We start from the raw sequence: 19,147 nt of genomic DNA on the forward strand, positions 1-19,147 counted from the left end.
TCCTATTCCTATTCCTATTCCTGCTCGTATTGAGTCACGATACACGCCTGCGCAAGCTGCTGATAATGGCTTTGCATCGTGTTAAGAAAATCTTCGGCATTGTTGAACTGAACAACCGGATTGCCTAGAACGACATCACAATTAAATGGCACAAACATCGCCGTACCTTTTGGCAACGCTCGGCCTAAGCCACGCATAACAACAGGGATCACCGGACAATTTTGATGTTCCTCAACCAAATGATAAATGCCCTTTTTTAAACCACTCATGGTTTCCGGTTCACCGCGACTGCCTTCAGGAAAGATAATCAAAATATCGCCTTGGTTGAGCGCTTTATGGCATTCATCAAAGACGGCATGGCGGTCGCTTTTACTCGGTGAGCGGTGAATAGGAATAATGCCCAGAACGTTGAGCGATAACCACGCAGTGAGCTTATTCTTCAAAAAATAATCGGCCGCGGCGACAGGGCGAACTTTGTGTACCATGCTGATGGGAAACAGAGCCAACAGTACCAAGGTATCTAAATGACTATTGTGATTGGCGGCGACCACCATCGGACCATTAAGCGGTAGATTTTGTCGATTAATCACATTAAGGCCCAGCCCAACAAAGACCAGTGGCTTTACAAACAGCAGTACGAATAACACCTTGAATATTTTCATGTTATCCCCTTAATAGTACAGGTAATAGATATAGTGGAAAAACAAGGGGGCGGTGAACATCAGGCTATCAATACGATCAAGAATGCCCCCATGACCTGGGATAAACTGACTGGTGTCTTTGATGTTCAGGTCGCGTTTTACCGATGAAATAACCAAGTCACCAATAAAACCACTAAAAGCGATGATCATACCTGCGACAAGTCCTTGCATGGCCGTCAGTGGGGTGAGGTAAGGTGCAACAAAATAGCTGGTGATGATGATCGTTGCGGCCCCGCCAATGAATCCTTCCCAGGTTTTATTCGGGCTGACTTTAGGCACAATCTTGTGCTTGCCAAAACTCTTACCCCAAACGTATTGGCAGACATCGTTAAATTGCGTAAAGACCAATAAGAACAACAGCATTCCCATCGAACCCGCTTCAGGATTCTTACTCGGTAGTACCAAGAGATACGCCATATGACTGACGCAAAAGACCGTTAACATCAGCGCCCAGTGAACGATCCCTGCAGACCGTATAAAGCCTTTGGTATCGCCAATCAGTACAGCCACCATCGGCAGGTAAAGGAACATGTAGACCGGGATAAAGATGATGTACATGCCATACCAGCCGATCGAGAGCCAGTAGTAATGGAAGGGGATCGATAGATAAGCCCAAAAGATCACGCGTCTATCCGTCATACGGATCGGTACGATCGAGAGAAACTCTTTGAGTGCCATAAAACTTAAGAAGGCGACAAAGATCAGCGTGTATTGGGTGGGCAGATAGAGCACCACAAAGACGATCCCAATCATCCACCACCAAGAGCGGATACGCAGTTTTAGCTCATGGTAATCTTTATTCGGATGGCGACGCGATAAGTAGAGGTAGACTAAGGTACCGATAATCAGCACTAAGGTGATTGCGGCCATCATGTGCAGTGAGTGGATTGGAATACTAGTCATGGTTGTGCTCACTCACGATGGATTCGCGGGTAGGGGCTGAGGGGCTGGCGGGGGCGATTTGGGATTCTTGCTCTTGTTGTGCTTTGGTATTGAAAATAAACACCAAGCGACGCCAACAGGTTAACACACAGCCGAGTACCATTAGCACGAGCGTACCATCCATCAGGTACAAGCTTAGGCTAGGCAACCACTCAAACCACTGACTAAACGCCATGACAACTAATGTGATGGTTAGCAGTGCCATGCGATGTTGCTTGGCCATTGGGCCTCGAAAATCAGCAGGGCAACCCATACTGAAACCCAGCACACGTATATAGGCACTCAATATTGCCAGCGAGGCTGCAACCCAAGCGAATGAAAGCCCAAGTTCTGAGCCCGTCACGAAACCGGCCCCCACGATTAAGAGCGGATCGGCAACTCTATCGGGCACATCGTTAAACAATTCGCCAGCCGGGGTTTTCTTGCCTCCTTCAACAGCCACCATGCCATCAAACAGATTACACAACAGACGCATTTGAATCGCCGTAGCGAACAAGATTAACCAGATTGGGGTGGGCCAAAAATGCTCACCCGTAGCAAAGGCGAATCCCATTGCGGCGAAGGCGATGCTCATAAGTGAAATTTGATTGGGGGTGATGTTTTTCTGGCTAAGCCAAACGGCAATACGTTTGGCCACCGGTATATTGCGCACCGCGAGTGGGCGGCGATTTGATTCTTCTTGATGCTCCATGCAATCACAGTCCTTTTTGAATGAAATTGCATTATAACGACTCGGAACTAATTGAAAATAAAGTCACAAGAGTTTGATTTATGAACACCAAATATGCGGGTCACCCCTAGAAAATTTGATGCATTTACCTAGCGCGAGGCTAGGAAATATGAATAGCCTCTCTTGGAAGGCAGAGGCCTTTCATTGCCACCTTATGGAGTGTGATATTGGGCAAAGTTCTTACTGATGAAGTGCGTTATTTCCTTTAAAGATCGGCGTTATGAGATGCAGGTCTGTGCTGTGACCGAACCGGTTAAGTATAATTACAACCTCTCTAGGTTTATGTTTTTATTAAAATTTAAAGAAATTGATTAAACCAGTCAGTTCACTCTATTTCGGTAACGTGAACACATGTTGTTATTGGTTGTAGGCTGACCTTTTAGGTCTCATTGACGCCTTATGCTCTAGGAATTGGCATATGAAAACATCACTTTTCTACCACTGCCCAAAATGCGCAGCGAACACGGTTTTACCCGCGAAAATCATTAATAAAATTACTGATGATGGCTGTTTCAGTTGTCATTGTTGCCACTCTGTACTGCGTCTAAACGACGAGGGCATGAAATCATTGAATGGTCGACGCGCTGAGCTGAAAACGTTAATGCCCTATCAAGTTGGCGGAGTTGCCATGATGATTATCGCGACGTTTATTCATCTATTTGGTGGCATGGCCGCCGATACATTATTGCTGTGTAGCATTATTGCCACTACCGCTATTCTTAAAGCCCATTCAACGTTCTTCCTTGACTCTCATCTTGCCTTCGATGAAAAAGCCTAACCGTTGAACGGTTCGAGAGTTGGGATGAGCCTACGAGATCCCAACTCTCCTGAGCGGTTTACCGAATACATTTGTGACGTTGTCACCTTGATCGTCTTGATAATGTAGACGTCGGCCCGAACCCTTAGCTTCTGGCTAGCGCTGAACTTTTCATTTGCGGGCTGCATTGGTTGATTTAAAATAGAGATAGGGCATATCCGATTATGTCACTCATTCTTTTTAAGAGGTCAATATGAAAAAATATCTTACGGCACTGATGTTAGTGGCTGCTTTAACGGGTTGTGATGATGCCAGCAAAGCTATTGAACAAGCACAAGACGCGGCAAACGATGCAGTAGATAGCCTTCAAGAAAAAATTGAATCGGTTGATCTTAATGCGCTGAATCTTGATCAGTTTGGGGAAGCGGCAGATTCAGCCGAAAAACTGGCTGAATCGGTACAAGCAGCGTTAGAAGCGGATTTTAGTAACCCTCAAGCGCTCAATGATGTGAAAGAACACATTGCCAATGCCTACAGCTGCCTAGTTGATGTTTCATCTGAGTCTGCAGCAGAGAAATTAATGGATAAAGTGATGGAAAGCATCAGCAATGAAGAAGCGCAGTCTTTGATTGAGCGTGGGGTTGAGAAGGCTAAGGAAGCCCAAGAGTGTGTCATGTAAACACCCTGCTTACTTGAAACGGTGGCGTTGTTGGCTGCGTTCTCTCACTCTAATCACATAGTAACCTATGCTCATAGAGATTCGCTCATTTGCCGCCTAGCCACCGTTCCAATTAATTTGGGTGTTGATGGATTTATCGCTACATGGATGAGAGTCGTACTTGAAGCGGTGGTGTTGTTGGCTGCGTTCTCTCGCTCTAATCACATCGTGACCTATGCTCTAGAGATTCGCTTATTTGCCGCCTAGCCACCGTTCCAATTAATTTGGGTGTTGATGGGTTTATCGCTACATGGATGAGCGCGACTTGAACGAGTCGTACTTGAAACGGTGGCGTTGTTGGCGGTATTTTGCCGCAGCCGCTTCGCCATCGGTTCTTTTATCTAGTCCGTTTCAATAAAAATCGATTTAACGCCGTTGGCAGGTTGTACAGCCACGGCATGCTTGCCTTGTCATCTTATCTAAACGTGAACGCTGAACCTTGCAATAGGCGTTTTTCAATGCTCTTCGTGCTTCAAACCAATCCTCAGGTTTTTGTAAAATCAAATAGCCATTGAAACGCTTAACGATTTGCGTGCCGTACTGCGCAATGAATTGGCTGTCATAACCAATATCAAAATAAGTCAGTGCTTGTTCGATGGAAGTGAAGCTGGCAATGGTTTTTTGAATGTCTGTCTGGCTCATATCTCTGTCCTACTTGAAGTGGCAGCAGTGTTGGCTGGCACTCTTAAACCTCATCACATAGCGCATTGATACTCAGAGGCTTTGTATGCTTTTCGCCGACCGGCATCTTCAAGTTGTTTGGGTATCGCTGTGATATTTTTAGTTTAAAGAGTGCGTGCAGGCCTTGAGCTAAAATATCAAAAAATGGTTGTGTTTGTCGTGATTTCACCACGCTTCAAATGGAAAACCCATTCATTCGCGCCGCGGTGAATAACCTCCCCCGTAGAAGCGCTACGCAGGATGACTTCGTTCGTTATCACATTTAATGTATTTTTTTTAAGATCTGTCTCTTGTTCTAATCAGAAAGTGCTAGCTCATTCATACTTCCAAAATATGAATTTATATACACTAGCACGGAGAATTGACCAGGATTGATACGCTATGTGGAAGGATATCGTCTCGTTGTCTGACGATAAAAATCAGGTGATTGCACGCTTACCAAAAGATATGACGTTAAAGCGTGATTTTAACCAAAATGGACTCCGTGCCATCTTATCTGAACTTAATGCAGGCGCGTATTTCGTAAAGGAAGACGCCGTACAGCGTTTTGTTGCACTGGCAAAAGAAGGGAAGTCGGAATCTTTCCATGGGATTGTCATTGCTGAAATACGGGATGCCAGCGTTGAAGTCGTTGTGACAGACAACGATATGCTCGCCAGTATGATCGTGACGGGTGCTTATGGCGGCAAAGCGCCTCAAGGTCTGCAACTTATCCATGCGCTTGCCCGAGCTTCAGTGACAAAAGGCATCAATAAACTGGCTCTAAAAAAAGCGTTAGCGATGGGAGCAAAATTGTCCGCAGGTGAGCAATTTACTCAAGCTGTCGCGATAGGACGAAAGCCGATTGAAGGTAAAAACGCCAAATTTATTGCTCTAGTAAAAGATATTTCCAAACAAGTGCTGGCCCCGGTTGAAGATGCGACAGGGAAGGTTGATATGCTCAACCTGGGTGAAACGATTAACGTCGCGGTAGGGCAACCTCTCATGCGTCGAATTCCCCCAACAGCAGGCACTCCGGGTCTGACGGTTCAGGGAAAAGTACTCCCTGCCGGTGACGGTAAAGATGCCCCTCTTCGAGAGGGTAAAAATTCGGCGATTTCAGACAGTGATCCTGACGTGCTGGTGGCCCTTATTTCGGGCATGCCTATTTTGCATGCCGCGACGGTGGATGTGGACGAAGTGTTGGTCATGAATTCGATTGGTGTCGCGACTGGGCATGTCAAATTCAAAGGCAATGTGATCGTTCGAGGCAATATTGAGTCAGACATGATTGTGCGAGCGACGGGTAATATCGTCGTCTCAGGTTTCATTGAATCGGCCAATGTACAAGCGCAAGGCGATATTGAAGTAGCAAAGGGAATCATCGGGCACAATGTCTCTGATGGAAAGCCAAAATCATGTTCGGTGAAAGCGGGTGGGTGTATCAAAGCAAACTATGCCCAGTTTAGCGAACTTCAAGCGGGCAATGATATTCTGCTCGCCCAGTACGGCATGAATAATGAAATGCGTTGTGGCCAGAATTTAACGATTAGAGATGAGACCGGGCGAACGGGCACATTGAGTGGGGGCACAACAAAAGTTGGTGGAAAGGTTTCCTGCGTCAATTTAGGTGTTGAAGGGGACACCGCCACACATGTCCATGCTTTTGCTCGTTACAAGATGTACAAAGATCGCCAAAACAAATACAAAGCCCACTATTTAATGGCGCAAGAAGCCACGATGAATGCGGTGCGTAAAGAGCTCGAATTTAAAAAGCGGCCAAAGGCGGAAAGAAGCGAAGAAGAGCAAGATCAAATCGCACGGTGTAAATTGGCCGCCAATGCCAATCTAGAAAAAATTCGCCTAGCTCGTGATGAATATAGTGCGGAGTTCACGCGTCAACTCGATGAAAATGTCATTGAAGTCACCAGCAAAGTATTCACACACGTAACGATACAATTTGGGGAAGAACGAATCACCACAAAGCGCTCGCATGGCGCGAGTTTTTTCCGCTTTAATCAATTTGAAATTAAGTGCTCAACAACGTTGAATGAAGATGCGTTAACGCAAGATTTCTGATCTAGAATAGAGGCTTGTAACAGACGAATATTTTAAACGACGTAACTGGCGAGCAATTCACATGACAAATACCGTTTATATAGCAACGAGCCTAGATGGCTACATTGCGGATAAAAACAATCAAATCGATTGGCTACATGATATCCCTAACCCTGATGGGCTTGATTTTGGTTTTAGCCAGTTTATGGCAGGCATCGATGCCTTAATCATGGGAAGAAACACACTGGAGATAGTACTCAGTTTCGACTGTGAGTGGCCATACAATAAACCGGTGTTTGTCCTTAGCAATACCATGACAAAAGTGCCGTCAGGTTATGAAGATAAAGTCTTTTTAATCCAAGGCGATCTTTCTACGATTCTTTCTGATCTTCATCAGCAGGGCTATCAAAACCTCTATATTGATGGCGGCGTTACGATCCAAAACTTTTTGCGAGCCGATCTGATTGATCAGCTGATCATCACGACTATTCCGGTTTTGCTTGGCGGAGGAATCCCTCTGTTTGCAGATTTGGAGGCGCCACTTAAATTTAGACACGTTAAGTCTGAGCAATTCGTTGATTGCCTAGTCCAGAACCACTTTGTGCGAGAAAGAGAATAAAACAGGCTTGGGATGAAACCTTATGCATCTATAAAGGTTTCATCTTGATTCTCGTTGAGATTCAAACATTATTTTTCTTACCAGAAAAGAAAAGTAGCAAGAAAATTCCCGCTATTAGAACCATTCCGCAATACCCGCAATAAATCACTACGAATCCCGTTATTCGCTAGATAAATCACTCATAAATGCATAATAAACCTTTCTAAATCTAAGTTATACGATCATAAACGCACAGATTGTATAAAAACGTCTAGGGTTTTGAGTTTTTTAACATTCTCACTCGGTGGTAATTAGTAAACTTTATTGTTTATAATTTCTCATCGTTTAGGAATACAATTTGCGCAACTCTTCTAGGAAAAGATAAAACATAAGTGTGAACTCGATGAAGCAGAACTCAGGACAGGTTAACGAAAAGCTCCTACAGCTTTTAATGCAAGTTGCAGTGAATGAAGAGCCGGTAACAGCGAAGACGCTGAGTGAGCAGCTAGGCACGCCGATTAGTAGTCTATATCGTCATCTAAAGTTGCTTAAAGAATGGAACTTGATCGAAGAAAGTCCAAGTGACAAAACCTTGATCATCGGTCCGGCAGCTTTGTTGCTTATGCGCAGCTATGAAACCAGTCAACATGATTTAGATTCTGTTGATGCGGTACTCAACCGTTTGCAAAAACAAACGGGTGAAATGGCGGCTTATATGGTGCCTGTAGGCTACCGCGCGTTGTGCGTCAGTCGCAAAGAGAGCATGCAAGCACTGCGTTGTAGCTATGTCCAAGGGCAAAGCCAGCCTTTACTTAGAGGTGCGTCTTCTAAAGTGATGCTTGCGTTTATGCCAGCACAGCGCCGAGAAAAGATTTTACGCTATTTTGGTGAAGCTCATCTGATTAACGAATGGCAACAAGAGTTTGATGTAATTCGCTCGCAAGGATATGCGGTGAGTACATCTGAAATTGATCCGGGGGTTTCCGGTATCAGTGCTCCTGTTATGAAAGGATCAAAGCTCGTGGGAGCAATCTCTGTGATGGCGCCAGCACACCGAGTGCAGCAAAATCAACAACGGATCATTCTCCACGTGCTTCAAGCTGCGAGGGCTCTGCCCCCAGAAAGGTGATACGTATGTTTGGCCTATTTCGACGTAATAAAATGCTTAATCCAGTGGCTTTACCTCCGCACTCAATGATTTTGATGAGTGCGTGCCAATCTATTAAGCCTATGAAACGTATTGAGTTCGAAATGGCTGACCAAAGTTTAGAAGACGTCTTTGAGTGGCTCACCGAGCAAGACCATAATCAATGGTGTAACGGTGGCCACTATTCACTTTCCGATCAAATGATCGCGCACTATCAATTAAACTTGAGCCGTTATTTAGACTCAAGCAACCTCCCTGTTGTGTTTTCCAATTGTACTGAGACTCTCTTGCATGCTTTGCCTTTGCTGCACGCTAAGCGTAAAGAGCTTGGTATCGTGCATGTTGGCAATCAATTTGAAATTAAGCCGACATTAGAGCCCGAAGCGGGGTCGGTTTATCATTTTTCCTTGGCCAGATTCAACGAATGTCGTTTATTTTGTATGGGAATTGATGCGACTTCTCAGACGGAAAAAACATTCGAGTACGCGGAAGATTTAGGTTTGAATTGGCTCACTCTGTCAGAGTGTCAGTTTGGGCATCGTCTACATGTTAAACAGCAATTGGCGAACTACCTTTCTCATTGCGATGAAATTGTGCTGAATATTGATCTCGCTTCTCTATGCCCTAAATCTCGTCTAGAAAGTGAGCATTACTTAGAGGTGCAAATGGTGACGCGGATCATTCGCCAGTGTTTGCTGTCAGAAAAAGTGAAATTGGTCCAATTGGTCGGTTGGAAAGATAAGCATATCTTCGCCAAATCAACACTGAGTGTATTGCAAGAGTTGGTAAGCTTGATCCCTCACAATGACAAGGTTGCCTGATACACTGCGCTGTACATTAGAGGGGCGCAGTAGAGTAAACCTTTGTGATGGGACCTAAAAATTCAAAAGCTGGCTAATGAGCCAGCTTAGACGTTTAAAACAGCACATTAATCAGCTTTATTTGCCTGTTTATTCGTATCTTTCCAATATTGGATACGAACTCGATGTAATTGTGCCTTTCTCATTTTCTTCATGACATTTCCTCACGAAATGGCGCTCTCATATGAGCATGTTTGAATACGTTCTTCATGAACTCTTTGAATGTAGCGTTGATTGCTTTACATAGCTAGGACCTTGGTCACATTTTCATGCTCAAAGCCTGTTACTTAAAATCGGTAATGTGGATGACATATCACTTTAATTTTTTTGACAATTAAACGTCAGAAAAAGTTCACAAAAACCAAGTTTAATTAAAACAATGTGTTAACTTTATTTTAATGCTCAATATTGTTTAAGCATGTTTGATGCCAACAATGTGCTTCAGAAAAAACCGTACCATCGCTTGTAAACAGTGACTTAACGCAAGATTAAGCCTGATTATGTGATAAATTTCTAATCTAATGAAATTGGTTAAAAAGTGAGCCCTCTTTAAATTGAGTATTGGCATAATTTTTGTGACATTGTATCGATTTTGTTATTCACTTGGTTGACTAATGCGGTGTTGAGGCATAAATTTAAAGCATCAATCCCACTCAAGAGAGGTAATGCTATGTTTATGCTGGCAATTTTTTCAGTCGCTATTGCGGTTTTTTTAGGCTCTTGGGTATGTCATCACGGTTTGCCGATGATGGGGTTACATGTTGATATTGAAGACGCTTTGCTGCTGTGTGAAGTGACCGGACAAGGCGTGCTAGAAGCATAACTTCTGATTTATCCCTTTTTTATCCCTTTTCAATTTCGACGAAAGAGCCCTAAGGCTCTTTTTTGTTTTCTACCACCCATTTCTTTACTGGCTTAGCCCATTTCCATTACGATTTTTTACGCGCAAGTGCTTGTTCTATCTCATTTATCACAGTGTTGAAGCGTTTTGGCATACATGGACGCTGCTTTGCAATTAAATACAATGTTTCAGTAATTGCCTGCTTAGGTTGATAGATAGCAATCTGCTCTTTATGAGGAAAATTCTCTAACGCACTCAACGGGAGAATGGTAAAGCCCAACCCTTTTGCGACCGGTAATAAGATCTGGCTGAGCTGGTTGACGTAACCGGTGATCGGTAATTGATCAAAACGTAAATCCACAAAATCAGGATCGTCGCTATGGGCGCAAAATCGGGCGAGGTAGTGCTCGGCATCCGGATGATTGATCAAGCCCAATTGCTGTAAATCGGATTTTTTCAGTTCGCCTATTTTCAGCTTGATGAGCGGTGCGTATTGGGCTGGGTACATTAAGCATAAGGGCTCTTCGCTTAATGGTTGGCTAAAATAGCGTCGATCATTTGTTTGACTGGTGACGATGCCAAGATCTGCGACGCCGCTGAGTATGTCCGCTTTAATTTTGCGATTGGGTGCCGCTTCGACGTGGGTGATGAGCTTTGGGCATTTACATTGTAAATCTAGTAAGCGGGGATAGAGTAGAAGCGCAAGTGAACCAGAGCATGCCAGTTTGATGTTGCCATGGTAGGCAGAATCCGGTTCAAGGCTGGCTAATAACTGTGCTTCACGGTTTTGTGACTCTTTTGCATAATCAAACAGCATCTTACCTTGTGGTGTGATTTCAAAACTCTTTTTATTACGTTCAATCAGTGGGTGACCACAGGCTTGTTCAAGTTTTTTGATATGTTGACTGACGCCTGGCTGTGTCATAAATAAGCGTTCTGCAGTGCGCGTAAAATGACCCGTTTCAATTAAGGTCATAAAGGTTTTTAGCCACAGTGGGTTAAGCATGCTATTTCTCTCGGATTCTCTCGGAACAATAATAACGAAATATTATTAACACTAAGTTAAATGATAATTTATCACAACATAATATGGGTGCCATTCTTTTTGCGACTCGTCGAGGCGAGATAGGGATAAATTTTCGCCAAATTGACAGCAACTTGATAATTTAGTTATATCGGTTCGGCTAGTATATCGTCAGCCGTGACAAGGAGTGATTCTACTCTTTGCCGATTCCCTGCCTATTCTATCCAGTTGACACGCATGTAAAGGTTATCTCTTTCCTGCGTTGGTGGTTGCTGACAATAGAGAGCTGAATTTTATGAAAGATTATCTATGTGCTAAGCGCGATGGCCTTACCGTATTGGCTGTGTTTCTTTTGCTGATCGCTCCAATGAGCTTGTTCGTGAGTCATATTGAACTGTTAGATTCAGTGAGTGATAGTGAAGGGATGTTCTACGGTGTACTGACAAATTCAGCGGGTACGCAAGGCTTCCTGATGACCCTTGCTGTGCTGCTTATCGGCAGCATGACCATCGGTATGACGCCAAAACAGCGTTGGGAAAAATTCGTGCAGCTCGGTATTATTTTGGTTATCGGCTTTGCTGCTAAAACAGGATTAAAGCATGTGACGGAAAGTCCTCGCCCTTACACCGAAGTGCTTACCCATCAATTGTTGATTCCGAAACCTGCCCATTTTTATCAATTGACGTCCAGTCAGCAAGATCAACTGATCGAACAAGTCTCAGAACAAGTCAGCCCGTGGCGAACTCAACATTGGCTTGGCGAAACGGATTACTCTTTTCCTTCAGGGCACACCATGTTTGTCGCGATCTGCTTAGTCTGTTTTGGGGGGGTGTTCATGGAAAACAAGCGTTATGGCTTAGTGGGGATATTGCTTATATGGGGCGTGGGTGTCGCGTATAGCCGTTTGTGGATTGGTATGCATCGGCCTATTGATTTGGTGGGGTCAGTGCTATTCATCGGGTTGGTTTATGCCGCGATGCCCAATCTTTCTATTTGGTCAGATCGCGTCTTTGAATGGCTAAAACTCCACAAACGATTATCGACACAGTAAGAGTCAATGAGAACAAAAAAGCGAACCGATAGGGTTCGCTTTTTGCTTTTTGCTTTATGCTCTATATCGAGCTTGGCGTTATCAATTAACGCATTGATTTATAACAGTCTATTTTATGGGATGAGTTACCCAAAAATAATGGTGTAAAGGTAGCCCGCCCCCATTGCCATGGTGAGGATCACCACCAAGAATGCCGCAATCATCTGATTCTTGAAGATTGATTTCAGCAAGATCACTTCGGTCAAACTTGCGCCCGCGCTACCAATGATCAAAGCCATTACCGAGCCAAGAGCCATCCCTTTTTGTACCAGCGCTGCGCTGAGTGGGATAACCGCTTCTGCACGAATGTACAATGGAATACCAATCACCGCCGCAACTGGGATTGCGTACCACTTACCTGCACCTGCGTATTCAGCAATCAGTTCCGTTGGAATGAAACCGTAGATGAATGAGCCGATCGCGATACCTAGCATTAGGTAAGGCAGAACTTGTTTAAAATCTTTCCATGTTGAAAGCCAGATACGCATCCAACGGCTTGGTTCTTTTGTCTCGACTACTGTCGCCGTTGCGGTGCCGTCAGTTGAGCAGCAAGAGATGTTCACTTCTGGCTCTTTCTTCGTACTTGTGCAGCAGCTTGTTGGTGCAGCAACCGGTTCTGGTTTCGTGCAGCATGAGGTTGCAGCAGGCGCTTCGACAGCGGGTTTGCTATCACCACAGCTTGATTTGCTTGAACAGCTTGATGCATTTGCTGATTCATACGCTTCTGGTTTTACGTAACGCTCAAAGCCCAGCTTTTCAAGTACAAAGCCTGCAATTACTGACACTGCCATTGCAATCGCAAAGTAGAACAAGGCGACTTGCCAGCCAAATGTCACCACAAATAGACCAATAATCACAGGGTTAAGCAGTGGGCTGGCAAATAGGAATACCATCATAGGGCCAAAGCCAGCACGAGCACGAAGTAGACCTTTTAAGAAAGGAATGGTCGAGCACGAACAAAATGGCGTGATAGAACCTAGCAGCGCTGCCACAAAGTACCCTTTACCGTTACGCGAGCTCAAGATCGACTGAATCTTTTCTGGCGTTAGGAACTCTTGCAAAACCCCCACGATATAGCTGATTGCGAGAAATAGAATGATCAATTCCACCGCTAAGAATGCGAACATGTCTAAGGCTTCGCGTGCCATTGTCATTAATTCATTACTCATGTGTACCTCAAAGATGCCTTTAATTTCGAATATTCTCGAATTATAGAAACATCTGAGTGAGGATCAAGTTTTATTTCCATAAATGTCGAAATATTTTTTCCGTCGCTTTTGCCCGACTCGAATGGAGAAGGAATGAGATTGATCTTTTTTCACATTTCCATTATTTTGGAAATATATATTTAGTGGGAGAATATAATGGAATTAGAATCCGTTGCTAAGGCACTCAAAGAGCTTGGGCATCCGACACGTCTATCTATCTACAAAAGCGTGGTAAAAGCGGGCTACCAAGGCATTGCCGTTGGTGGGTTACAAGAGCAGTTAGATATCCCGGGCTCAACGCTATCACACCATATAGCGAGTCTTGCTTCTGCGGGTTTGATTAGCCAGCGTCGTGAAGGACGTACTCTTTTTTGTGTTGCCGAGTTTCAATGCCTGGACAATGTGATTGGGTTTCTTCAAGACGAGTGTTGCGCTGATGAAGCCTGCTAATAACGCCCTCAATTTCGATGAGGTTTGGGGACAATACCAACATTCATTGAAAGCGTTCCTACGCAGTAAAGTGTCAAATGAGGCGGATGTTGAAGATCTTCAGCAAGAAATTTTGCTTAAGACTTATCAAAATCTCGCGGAAGTGCAAAATAGCGGCAGTATCAAAGCGTGGCTATTTCAACTCGCTCAGCGCACGATCATTGATTTTTATCGCAAGCGTGCGCGTGTTAAACGTGATCATGAGTTATTGGCGGAAGACCTTTGGTTTGATGAGCCTTCTGAGAGCATTGAACAAGAGATGGCCAGTTGTATCGCCCCATTTATTCAGGCGTTGCCTGAAAAAAGTGCCGATCTGTTGAGTTCTGTCGAGTTGGAAGGCATCAGTCAAAAAACACTGGCAGAGCAGCAAGGTGTGAGTTATTCCACCCTGAAATCACGTGTTCAGAAGAGCCGTGGAGAATTAAGAAAGCTGTTTGAAGAATGTTGTGATCTGACATTAGACAAACATGGTTACGTGATCGATTATCAGAAAAAGCCGGAAGGGTGTTCGCGCTGCTAAGTGGCGAGAGAGCCGTCGTGTTCGGTGCCAACGTCACACTGCAAAGTGCCTCACAGAGCCAAGCGAGATTTGTAAAATGAGTGCGTGGTTTATGGCGGTTAACTCGTTTTTGAACTCTTGGCAGTGATATCATGCCATTGTTATTAAACGTGATTTTAACTGTCATTCAGATGCGCTCAATGAATCCATTAGCGCTCTAGAATCAATCGAAATTTGTTGAGGTAGGCTCATGTTAATCGGTCTGGATATCGGCGGAACTAAAATAGAGGGGGTCATTGTTGCCCCTAACACTGCCCAGGTGGTTCATCGCTTACGTGTTGATACACCAAAAACAAACTACATGGCGTTTTTGGTCGCAGTCAAAGAAGTCATTGCCACATTATTGGAAAAAGAAGCAGTTCAATCAATTGGTGTTGGTTGTTGTGGTTCGATTAACCGCGCTACGGGTAAGATGCAAGGCGCGAATATTCTCTACCTTAATGGACAAGATTTCTTAGGGGATTTACGTGCAAGCTATGCCATTCCAGTGGCTTTAACCAATGACGCGAACTGTTTAGCAATCTCAGAATTTAAATCTGGGGCCGCCAAAGAAGCGACGAACTCATGCTTAGCCGTCATTATTGGCACCGGTTGTGGTGGCGGTGTTGTCATTCATGGCGATATTGTCGATGGTCAACACGGTTTAGGTGGCGAGATTGGCCATAATCCACTACCGGGTTTTGATTCGCGCATCGATGGGCCAGCGGTTAAATGCTATTGTGGTTCAACTAACTGCAATGAGTCTTTTGTTTCAGGAACGGGGTTTGAGCGTACTTGGGCCATTAAACATGCGCCATTATCAGCCAAAGAGATCTTTGCCGCGTATGCTGGTGGTGATGCTGAGGCAATCCAACACGTTGAGTATTACGCCGATTGCTTAGCTCGCGTGCTGGGTACCATCGTCAATATTATCGACCCTGAAGTGATTGTGCTTGGTGGTGGTGTATCCAATCAAGATGTGATTTATCCATTAGTCACCCAAAAATTGGCTGAACATACCTTTAGCAACAGCATTACCACGCCAATTCGCAAGGCCTTGCACGGTGATTCGAGTGGGGTGTTGGGGGCAGCTTATTTGCCTGTCATGAAGGGATTAGTTGAGTGCTAACACGCTAGATTATGCACGCGTAATGTTTTCGCGCAGTGTTTTCGCGTAGTGTTTTCGAAAAATGTATCCGTAATTCATTTCATGGTACTCAATTAGGCTCTGCCCGAAGGAGTACCATGAAACTCTTATGCTCTATCTCTTACAGCTTAAAGCTGCCTACCATGGTATCTAAGCGCTGTGACAAGTCTTTCAGCTCAGCACTGGCGAGTGCCAATTCTTCTGCTGTACTGGTTGTGGCTTCATTAATCGCGTTGATTTCTTCAATATTGTGGTTGATGGTGTACACCACGGTCGATTGCTCTTCAGTCGCGGTGGCGACTTGGGTGTTGCGATCGGCAATATCATGAATACGCTCAGAGATCGTCGATAATACCTCTACCGCCTCATCGGATGAAGAGACCCCTTCTTGCGTCAGTAACTTTCCAGACGCCATCGCCACGACCGCATCTTTCGCATCATTTTGTAGCTGATTGATCATTTTTTGAATTTCGTTGGTCGAGTCGGCAGTGCGACTGGCCAGATTACGAACTTCATCGGCAACAACGGCAAAGCCGCGTCCTTGCTCTCCGGCGCGAGCCGCTTCAATCGCCGCGTTTAACGCCAGCAAATTGGTTTGGTCAGAAATGTCGCGAATAACATCTAAGATAGAGCCAATCTCTTGAGTAGTAAGAGCTAATTTTTCAACCACATGCCCAGTATTATCAATATCATCAGCGAGACGATTGATCATCTCTTTCGCATTGATGACGACATTTTGCCCCACCTGAGTATTGTTGGATGCGAGTGCCGCGGTATCGGCTGCTGTCGAGGCATTCGACGCGATTTCACTGATGGTGGCGCCCATTTGGTTAATCGCGGTCACGACTTGAATGGTTTGATCGCGTTGAAGTTGGCTATTGTCGTAAGTGGAATGCGCTCGACTTGAGACGTTTTCAGCGGCCGATTGCAAGGCGTGGCTTGTCTCTGCCACTTCGGTCATTGATTGATGAATTTTTTCAATAAAGCCATTAAAGCCTTCAGAGAGTTGACCGATCTCATCGTGGTTTTTAATTTCGATACGTTGTGACAAATCACCATCGCCTTTGCCTAGGTCACTAAAACGCATGGCAATAGCACGAATGGGTTGGGTAATGCTATTGGCAAGTAAAACACCCAAGAAGATAAAGATGGCAGCGATGATAGCCGTTGTCAGGATCATTTGTTTCGCGACCGCCGCTAACTCAGCAAACACTTCCGCCACTGGCACAACGCCGATGACGAACCAATCCATCGAAGGCACATAAGTGCTGGATACAAAAACGCGTTCGCCTTGGTATTTCGCTTCAATGAGGTTGAAACCAAACTTATTGAGCAACTTTGATGCTTCGGCCCCATAAAGGCGGTTCAGAGAGGCATTGGATGTGTTGCGGTCGCGGTGAATTTTAACCTGACCATTCGCATCGGTAAGAAACACAAATCCGCTTTGTTCTATTTTGAAATTGTTGAGCAGCGACACCATATCATCCATCGATTTAGACAGACCCGCCATGGTTAAACCGTGCAATAGCTGGAAGTTAGTGAACATCTTTACGTCACCATTTGGCTCTTGAAAGATGCTGACTGAGGTTTCATTACCCGATTGAGTAAAGCCAAAAAACCAACCATCTTGCTGGGGGTTAAGCTGACGTAAGAAGCCATCTTGGTTCCAATAGTACGCGGTATGACGGTTTGCGACTGAGGCATCGTTGAGGCTGTATTGTTGACGAACGTTATTGAGTTCTTTGACCAACATCGCCTGTACATGAGGATCGATTTCAGTGCCATCGACCGCATGTTTAATAAATTCGTTATTCGTGATTTGTTCAGCCGCAAGCTGCATTTCACTGACTTCACGGTCGATTTGGCTGCTAATGTCATCAAGGATAGAGGGCAGCTCAATATCGATAAGGTGGTGCTCAAGCAAGCGACGAGATTGCTCCTGAGCGATGATGCCCATAATAATCGTGGATGCAAGCACGGCAAAGGTGATGCCCGCGACCACCTTCTGTTTGATGCTAATTGAACTTAATTTCATTGGTTGATCGGCCTTTTTATAGCATGTCGTTATTGTGAGGTTTACGCGCCGGCTTACCTTAATTGGCGATGACTTCCATTCGTAGAGAGGTTCAACACGGGTAACATATCGACTGTTGTTTGCATTTCTTTACAAAAAAGTGAGATTTCAATCAAATTTATTGATGGGTTTATCAAGGTGTGTCGTGAGAATTTTACAAACGATAGTCAAGAGGAGTTGGAGAGGGGGAATGTCTTAGGGCAGGGATATTGTAAAGCGTCACAGCACGTTAATGTTTTCTGGCCTACTGTGACGGCAGACATGAGGCTTGCTCAGTTTCAATGTAGTACGGTTATTTGCAATAAAGTTAGTCACTTATGCCTAACCCATAGAAAAGGCAAATGACAGAATCGTGACCCCATTGCCTGCGATACGCCTCTCGTTTTAGCCTATGTGATGTTAACATACCGAATACGCATGGAATGACCTCTAATATACTGATGAACGACAATATGACCGTTACTTATCGCGCAATAGAACAAGATGAATTTGCCATGATGGCGCAGCTAGAACAGCAATGCTTTGGCGCTCATGCTCTGCCGGATTTCTTTTTTCGTCAGTCTTACGATTGCTGGCCAAAAGGATGCTTTGCTGCGTTTCAAGAGCAAAAGATGCAGGCGTTTTTGATCCTCGCACAAAGTGAAACGCAAGATATCGGTTGGATTCTATCGGTGGCAGTGTTGCCTGAACGGCAAGGTCAAGGCATTGGGCGAAAGCTACTGACTCAATTACTGGAGCGGCAGAGTTACGCTCGCGTTCGCTTAACGGTTGACCCTGAAAATCCCGCGGCGCTGTGTCTATATCAATCACTTGGTTTTAGTAAAATTGCGGAAGAAGCTGATTACTTTGGACCTAACCAAACGCGCTGGGTGATGGAATATAGCCCTAACTTATCAATATGAGAGCTTACTAACACGCGGCTTGTGACAGTTAAGGTATTCTAAGTGCAAGCGAAGAAGAGGATTCTATTCATGTCAAAAAGCACCAAGCTTCATAACGAAGATAAACTGGTTAAAAAGGCACTTGAGATTGGCGGGAAGATGGCAAAAATGCAAGGTTTTGAACTTCCGCAATCACCACAACCGCTAAGAGTAAAAGCGATTTATCTATTTTTGGTTGATGCCAAACAGATCACGCCACTGCCTGAAAGTAAGCTTGATGGTGCGAATATCAAACACAGGCTAGCACTTTGGATTCATAGCGCGTTACCGGATAACGAGCCGTTGAAGTAGGCATTTTGGTTAATTGATGCAAGGCGAATCGAATAGGTTCGCCTTTTTGTTTTTGGTTGCCGTTAACTGAGCTGGTATGTCCCATTGATCAATCTGCTAATTTCTTCGCGGTGCATTCTCGTGATGTATCACAAGGTAAATTTGACCTATCACAGAATACTTCTACCTTTGCATCTATTTAGCTGGATTTCGTAGTTAAGTTTATGTTTTTATTTAAAAATACTCACTAAAGTTGAACTAAAGAAAGAGCGAGACAGAAAATGTCGGTATTTAAATATAGAATTTTTTAGTCTAATAGCTGTTAGTTGCTATCCATGTTCAGAGGAGGAACGA

20 protein-coding genes are annotated in these 19,147 nt (G+C 44.5%); 13 read left to right on the forward strand and 7 right to left on the reverse strand.

Going from position 1 to position 19,147, the window contains the following annotated elements; all coding sequences use genetic code 11:
• Positions 1 to 14 precede the first annotated feature (14 nt).
• Genes OJ16_RS16715 through OJ16_RS16725 form a run of 3 tightly spaced genes read right to left on the reverse strand, consistent with a single transcriptional unit; the run spans position 15 to position 2,334 of the window.
• A complete protein-coding gene (locus OJ16_RS16715; protein WP_040992368.1) occupies positions 15 to 662 on the reverse strand; it encodes a lysophospholipid acyltransferase family protein in 648 nt (215 codons plus the stop codon).
• 9 nt (positions 663 to 671) lie between these two features.
• Entirely contained in the window at positions 672 to 1,604 is a 933-nt protein-coding gene (locus OJ16_RS16720) for a phosphatidate cytidylyltransferase (RefSeq protein WP_040992369.1), read from the reverse strand.
• Complete coding sequence (locus OJ16_RS16725; protein WP_040992370.1) at positions 1,597 to 2,334, reverse strand: CDP-alcohol phosphatidyltransferase family protein; 738 nt, start codon at positions 2,332 to 2,334, stop codon at positions 1,597 to 1,599. Before OJ16_RS16725 ends, OJ16_RS16720 begins: the two co-directional genes overlap by 8 nt.
• 457 nt (positions 2,335 to 2,791) lie before the next feature.
• Here OJ16_RS16725 and OJ16_RS16730 point away from each other — a divergent pair, with 457 nt between their 5' ends.
• Positions 2,792 to 3,151 (forward strand): hypothetical protein, encoded by a 360-nt coding sequence (locus OJ16_RS16730; RefSeq protein ID WP_040992371.1) that lies wholly within the window; start codon positions 2,792 to 2,794, stop codon positions 3,149 to 3,151.
• Between the two features lie 232 nt (positions 3,152 to 3,383).
• A complete protein-coding gene (locus OJ16_RS16735; protein WP_040992372.1) occupies positions 3,384 to 3,809 on the forward strand; it encodes a lipoprotein in 426 nt (141 codons plus the stop codon).
• 405 nt (positions 3,810 to 4,214) lie between these two features.
• On the opposite strand, the gene OJ16_RS16740 is transcribed toward OJ16_RS16735, so the two are convergent.
• The gene (locus OJ16_RS16740) at positions 4,215 to 4,490 is read right to left on the reverse strand and encodes a nitrogenase-stabilizing/protective protein NifW (protein ID WP_040992373.1); all 276 of its coding nucleotides are present in this window, start codon (positions 4,488 to 4,490) and stop codon (positions 4,215 to 4,217) included.
• A 420-nt stretch (positions 4,491 to 4,910) separates the two neighbouring features.
• On the opposite strand from OJ16_RS16740, the gene OJ16_RS16745 reads away from it, so the two are divergent.
• The 5 genes from OJ16_RS16745 to OJ16_RS20140 all read left to right on the forward strand — a co-directional run bounded on the left by OJ16_RS16745 (position 4,911) and on the right by OJ16_RS20140 (position 9,994).
• Positions 4,911 to 6,587, forward strand: a complete 1,677-nt coding sequence (locus tag OJ16_RS16745) for a DUF342 domain-containing protein (protein ID WP_040992374.1) — start codon at positions 4,911 to 4,913, stop codon at positions 6,585 to 6,587.
• A 61-nt stretch (positions 6,588 to 6,648) separates the two neighbouring features.
• Entirely contained in the window at positions 6,649 to 7,185 is a 537-nt protein-coding gene (locus tag OJ16_RS16750; protein WP_040992375.1) for a dihydrofolate reductase family protein, read from the forward strand.
• Positions 7,186 to 7,567: 382 nt separating this feature from the next.
• The gene (locus tag OJ16_RS16755) at positions 7,568 to 8,293 is read left to right on the forward strand and encodes an IclR family transcriptional regulator (RefSeq protein WP_040992376.1); all 726 of its coding nucleotides are present in this window, start codon (positions 7,568 to 7,570) and stop codon (positions 8,291 to 8,293) included.
• A gap of 5 nt (positions 8,294 to 8,298) precedes the next feature.
• A complete protein-coding gene (locus tag OJ16_RS16760; RefSeq protein WP_040992377.1) occupies positions 8,299 to 9,132 on the forward strand; it encodes an arginase family protein in 834 nt (277 codons plus the stop codon).
• Positions 9,133 to 9,841: 709 nt separating this feature from the next.
• Positions 9,842 to 9,994, forward strand: a complete 153-nt coding sequence (locus tag OJ16_RS20140) for a hypothetical protein (protein ID WP_173425021.1) — start codon at positions 9,842 to 9,844, stop codon at positions 9,992 to 9,994.
• Between the two features lie 106 nt (positions 9,995 to 10,100).
• Here the strand turns inward: OJ16_RS20140 and OJ16_RS16765 are convergent, their stop codons facing one another.
• Positions 10,101 to 11,018, reverse strand: coding sequence for a LysR family transcriptional regulator (locus OJ16_RS16765; RefSeq protein WP_040992378.1), 918 nt, complete (start codon positions 11,016 to 11,018; stop codon positions 10,101 to 10,103).
• 313 nt (positions 11,019 to 11,331) lie between these two features.
• Between OJ16_RS16765 and OJ16_RS16770 the strand changes: the two genes are divergently transcribed.
• Positions 11,332 to 12,087, forward strand: a complete 756-nt coding sequence (locus OJ16_RS16770) for a phosphatase PAP2 family protein (RefSeq protein WP_040992379.1) — start codon at positions 11,332 to 11,334, stop codon at positions 12,085 to 12,087.
• Positions 12,088 to 12,212: 125 nt separating this feature from the next.
• Here the strand turns inward: OJ16_RS16770 and OJ16_RS16775 are convergent, their stop codons facing one another.
• Positions 12,213 to 13,295, reverse strand: a complete 1,083-nt coding sequence (locus OJ16_RS16775) for a permease (RefSeq protein ID WP_040992380.1) — start codon at positions 13,293 to 13,295, stop codon at positions 12,213 to 12,215.
• Positions 13,296 to 13,490: 195 nt separating this feature from the next.
• Between OJ16_RS16775 and OJ16_RS16780 the strand changes: the two genes are divergently transcribed.
• From OJ16_RS16780 to OJ16_RS16790, 3 genes are all read left to right on the forward strand, one after another.
• The gene (locus tag OJ16_RS16780; RefSeq protein WP_040992381.1) at positions 13,491 to 13,784 is read left to right on the forward strand and encodes an ArsR/SmtB family transcription factor; all 294 of its coding nucleotides are present in this window, start codon (positions 13,491 to 13,493) and stop codon (positions 13,782 to 13,784) included.
• Positions 13,771 to 14,343, forward strand: a complete 573-nt coding sequence (gene sigZ / locus OJ16_RS16785) for an RNA polymerase sigma factor SigZ (protein ID WP_040992382.1) — start codon at positions 13,771 to 13,773, stop codon at positions 14,341 to 14,343. Before OJ16_RS16780 ends, sigZ begins: the two co-directional genes overlap by 14 nt.
• 229 nt (positions 14,344 to 14,572) lie before the next feature.
• A complete protein-coding gene (locus tag OJ16_RS16790) occupies positions 14,573 to 15,490 on the forward strand; it encodes an ROK family protein (protein WP_040992383.1) in 918 nt (305 codons plus the stop codon).
• A gap of 139 nt (positions 15,491 to 15,629) precedes the next feature.
• Here the strand turns inward: OJ16_RS16790 and OJ16_RS16795 are convergent, their stop codons facing one another.
• Positions 15,630 to 17,543 (reverse strand): methyl-accepting chemotaxis protein, encoded by a 1,914-nt coding sequence (locus OJ16_RS16795; RefSeq protein ID WP_040992384.1) that lies wholly within the window; start codon positions 17,541 to 17,543, stop codon positions 15,630 to 15,632.
• A 461-nt stretch (positions 17,544 to 18,004) separates the two neighbouring features.
• On the opposite strand from OJ16_RS16795, the gene OJ16_RS16800 reads away from it, so the two are divergent.
• Both OJ16_RS16800 and OJ16_RS16805 read left to right on the forward strand, forming a co-directional pair.
• On the forward strand, positions 18,005 to 18,484 hold the full coding sequence (locus OJ16_RS16800) for a GNAT family N-acetyltransferase (RefSeq protein WP_040992385.1): 480 nt from the start codon (positions 18,005 to 18,007) through the stop codon (positions 18,482 to 18,484).
• Positions 18,485 to 18,553: 69 nt separating this feature from the next.
• Complete coding sequence (locus tag OJ16_RS16805; protein WP_040992386.1) at positions 18,554 to 18,814, forward strand: DUF5062 family protein; 261 nt, start codon at positions 18,554 to 18,556, stop codon at positions 18,812 to 18,814.
• The last annotated feature ends 333 nt before the right edge of the window (positions 18,815 to 19,147 follow it).

It is taken from the genome of Vibrio renipiscarius, assembly GCF_000827885.1.
Taxonomy (GTDB): Bacteria; Pseudomonadota; Gammaproteobacteria; order Enterobacterales; family Vibrionaceae; genus Vibrio; species Vibrio renipiscarius.